This window comes from Hydrogenophilus thiooxidans (assembly GCF_019049855.1).
Lineage (GTDB): Bacteria > Pseudomonadota > Gammaproteobacteria > Burkholderiales > Rhodocyclaceae > Hydrogenophilus > Hydrogenophilus thiooxidans.
This window is the reverse complement of sequence record NZ_JAHLSY010000049.1, coordinates 1-2,877: the sequence shown is the minus strand read 5'-3', so window position 1 is coordinate 2,877 and position 2,877 is coordinate 1. Positions and strand designations below refer to the sequence as shown.

At 54.3% G+C, this 2,877-nt stretch carries 2 protein-coding genes and 1 pseudogene; 1 reads left to right on the top strand and 2 read right to left on the bottom strand.

The window, feature by feature from the left end:
• Both KUL93_RS11130 and KUL93_RS11125 read right to left on the bottom strand, forming a co-directional pair.
• A pseudogene (locus KUL93_RS11130) lies at positions 1-199 on the bottom strand (Rpn family recombination-promoting nuclease/putative transposase); the annotation flags it as partial.
• Positions 200-294: 95 nt separating this feature from the next.
• Positions 295-1,245 (bottom strand): DNA-primase RepB domain-containing protein, encoded by a 951-nt coding sequence (locus KUL93_RS11125; RefSeq protein ID WP_217127104.1) that lies wholly within the window; start codon positions 1,243-1,245, stop codon positions 295-297.
• 121 nt (positions 1,246-1,366) lie between these two features.
• Here KUL93_RS11125 and KUL93_RS11120 point away from each other — a divergent pair, with 121 nt between their 5' ends.
• Complete coding sequence (locus KUL93_RS11120) at positions 1,367-2,608, top strand: tyrosine-type recombinase/integrase (protein WP_217127103.1); 1,242 nt, start codon at positions 1,367-1,369, stop codon at positions 2,606-2,608.
• Positions 2,609-2,877: the final 269 nt, after the last annotated feature.

Here is a 2,877-nt window from a genome sequence, read left to right as displayed (position 1 = left end):
TGGTGAGCTGCCGCTGCAAGGTTTGCAGCTCACCGAGGTAAAAACCCTTTTCCTCACCTTGCTGCAACCCTTGTTGCAACCCCTGCTGCAACCCCTGCTCCCACCACTCCTTGGTCCAACTCTCGATGCGTTCGGCCAACATCGTATCGACCTCCAGTAAGTCCGAGACGTCAGGTACCTCGACCGTGCCTTTTCCCATTTGATCTGAAAGGGTAGAGTCGACACTGTTATCCCAACCGGTTGGGCCCTTTCTTTTTTCTGTTTTTACAGAAATAATGTTTTCTTTTTGTAAATCTACTTATTCCCAGGCAATTCGCTGTTCATCGAACCGCCATTGGCAATTGCGTGCATCGCTTTTGTGACGGTACGGGTTATGTAGTCGTCGATATGCCCCTTTTTCCTTTCCTCGAGAAGCGGTGAGGCTTCACGCATGGCGACTTCAACCGCTGCAACCGAAAATCCCTGTTCGAGCATTTCGGTGACGATCATCCAGTCAAGGCGGGAGTAGTCGGTGTTTGGGTAAAGCGCTTTGATTACTTTGGCTTGCCTGTGGTATTCCCGAATCGCTTTGGGGGCTTCACCTGTGTGGGCCATCCGCGTCTCGACGTGGCGATTCTCGCTATTGGCCTCTTTGTGCGGCAGGTTGGGGTTCGAGCTACTCAGCGCTTCGATGAGTGTTTCAGCCTGGGTCGCGCTTTTTTCTTGCATCATCACAATTTTGACGAATGGATACATGCCGTTGGGTCTGCGGTACTTCTCTTTGCGGTTGGTGAATCCTGCCAACCGGCCGTAGTGGTCCCCGTCGGCGCTATTTGGGTCGCCGTGGTAGGTCGCAGCGAGTTTTCTGGCAACGGTTTTGCGAATCGCGACCGCGACCGGCGTGCCAAGATGGATCCATGCTTGGTAGTTCCGTGGGCTTGTTTCTGTAACCAGGCATGGTTCCCAGCCATCTTGCTGCATCTGTCCAATCGCTTCATGGGCGATGTCGTCTACCAGCACGAGCGGGTGGCGTTCTCCCGCGGGCTTGATATAGATGTGCGCTCCTTTGGCATTTTCGTGCCGCAACCAGGAAATGGCGTGGTAGAGATCGGCCCAGGTGTAGTGCAAGTTGATCATCTTGCCGTCGGGTTTGAGTACGCCAACGAGGAATGCGCCGATTTTCATCGCCAGAAGCTGCCGAGCGATGGCCGCTACGGTGAGATTCTTGCTGGTGACCGCGATCGATAAGCTCGGAACCCGTTCCATCTTCGTTCCTTGTCTGACGGCATTCGCGCCAACCGCTTTGGCTTCGTTGTAGCAGGTTGCACGGGCGGCTGCAATGGCTCCTGTCGTCGTTCGGTTGACAGTCATGATAATGGAAGTTATCATGAATCATAAAAGAAAAGTAGGGTTTTTCGTGACCGATTCGTACTCCGATCCGTCGCGAGCCATCGTTCCGCTCGAAGCGTTCGACGAACCACGAAAAAGCCGCTCTAATGTTGCGGTTTATGGGGCGTCGCACTTTCCGGCATTGATCGATGCGGCAAGCGACAAAGAGGCAGTAACGCAGTGGTTATCGATCAAGGGTGCGGGAAGTCCCCACACCTACCGTGCGTATCGTCGTGAAGCTGAGCGCTTTTTGTTGTGGTCGCGGTTGGAGCTGGGAAAAAGTTTTGCTGAGCTCACCGTCGGCGATTGTGCTCGTTATCGAGACTGGTTGTCGTTGCTAGGGCGTTGCGCAGAAAGTGAGTGGCCTTTCGCAATCGCGCAACATGCTTGGATCGGGAAACGTAACACTCCGCGCTACCATCCCGATTGGCGACCTTTTGAAGGACCGCTCTCGCCCGTTTCGGTGCGCTACGCGATCACGGTGGTGATGAGCCTGTTCGAGTGGCTTGCGGCAGTGCGTTATCTACCGGCAAACCCGTGGGTTGCAGTGGGCCGAAAATCGGCAAGATATGTCGATAGCAATGCAGAGGTCGAGCTCACGCGGGTCTTTTCCGGGGATCAGTGGCAAGAAATCCTGGATTTTCTTACCCAGTTACCTGAGAGCGAAGCGACTGCTCGGATGCGCTTCGTGATGATCTTTGCCAAAGCAACAGGTCTTCGCCTAGCAGAAATCGTGCTGTTGCGCGTAGCCCATCTCTACGTGCGACCGCTGAGCCGTGGCGGAACCAGGCTCATGGTCAAAGTGCTTGGCAAAGGGGGTAAATGGCGTGCGGTGCCCTTACCTCCTTATGCTCAGAAGCCATTGCAAGCGTACTTTGCTTTTCGTGGTCTTTCCCGGGAACTGTTGCGCAATCCGCCAGAGACGCCGCTCGTTGCTGCGCTTGGTACCAATAGTCCGCTTTCCCCGAATGCTTTTTACAAAACTGTAAAAAAGTTTTTCCGTAATCTTGCCAATCGCGTTCGGCTAGAGGGAAACGAAAGCGACGCGTCACATTTCGAGCGGGCCTCACCCCATTGGCTGCGTCACACCTGTGGCGCCCACCTTGCGGCAAGCGGTGTGCCGGTCAATCTGGTGCAGCAGCTTCTTGGCCACGCGAGCTTGGCAACGACGAGCATTTATACGGTTAGCGACGAAGAGCGGCTGTGGGAAGCCGTGGTTGTGGGGCGGGATCGCCATTGAGCCGTTTAATCAAATGTGAGGTACTTTAAGCTTACAATCAATGGCTTTCCTCATGCTCTTGGGGCACGATCACCTATCGGAACGCTCTGAGGAAAGTGGATGAAGTGACCATGTATTTAGACAACAACGCTACCACTGTTGTGTTGCCGGAAGTGCGCACGCTAATTAACTGTCAGGTCCCGGACGATTGCATTGATCCGCGACGTCGTGCATTATTCATAGGTCGCGAGACGATGCGTGAGCTGATCGAGGAACTCAGGAGGCAAAAG

What these genes read in the sequence shown, in the direction of transcription:
- KUL93_RS11120 (WP_217127103.1), top strand. Translation starts at nt 1,367, where the DNA reads ATGAATCATAAAAGAAAAGTAGGGTTTTTCGTGACCGATTCGTACTCC.
- KUL93_RS11125 (WP_217127104.1), bottom strand. Translation starts at nt 1,245, where the DNA reads ATGGAACGGGTTCCGAGCTTATCGATCGCGGTCACCAGCAAGAATCTC.